This window comes from Aerococcus sp. L_32, from assembly GCF_050689315.1.
The window spans coordinates 1-770 of record NZ_JBOEQF010000885.1; the positions used below are offsets into that span (position 1 = coordinate 1).

Here is a 770-nt window from a genome sequence, read left to right on the forward strand (position 1 = left end):
ATATCATCAGACATCAAGAAGATTGGTTGTGTAACAGACACTTCTTCGTTTACTGCAGGGGTTTGGCTGACGATTTTTTCCCCGTCACCAATCACTTCTACATTGACGAAGCTAGCATCTGATAAGTTTTGTTGCGCCTCTCCGACAGTTAATCCTGACACATCAGGGACGGTTGCCGTCACAACTGACTCACTATCACCTAAGGCATTATATTCTAGGGCCCTAGTTAATAGTGGTGTATAAATTTCTGTCATCATATCGCTTGCGGTTGTTTCCAAGTTCTTCGGTTGTTCCGCTGTGATATAAAGGACATATTGCGGATCTTCACTTGGGACAAATCCAACTACAGAGTATAAGTATTTGGTTAAACCTGCTTCATAAGTGTTGGTTTCAAGGTTGAAGACCTCAGCAGTACCTGTCTTAGCAGATACTGTGTAGCCGTCTAAGTCATAAGCGGCCCCGGTACCTGTATCTGCATAAACAACAGATTGTAAGTATTCAAGGGTCTTATTGGCAGTTTCTTTTGAAATTGGTGAAGAAACTACTTCTGGTTCAACAACTTGCATGGTCCCATCTTCTTCATAACGGTTAACCAATTGTAATTTCATCATATTCCCGTCGTTAGCAATTGCGGTGAAGGCTTGCATCATTTGATAAGGTGTTACGTAAATCCCTTGTCCAAAACCAGTCGTTACTTTATCTGCTTCATAATCATAGTTCATTGACCCACTTGCTTCGTTGGCAAATCCTGAACCCGTTTCTTGCAGTAG

1 protein-coding gene is annotated in these 770 nt (G+C 41.8%); it reads right to left on the reverse strand.

What is annotated here, in order from left to right; genetic code table 11:
• The coding region (locus ACRCJ0_RS17115; RefSeq protein WP_431391360.1) for a penicillin-binding transpeptidase domain-containing protein at positions 1-770 on the reverse strand (770 nt) is incomplete at both ends.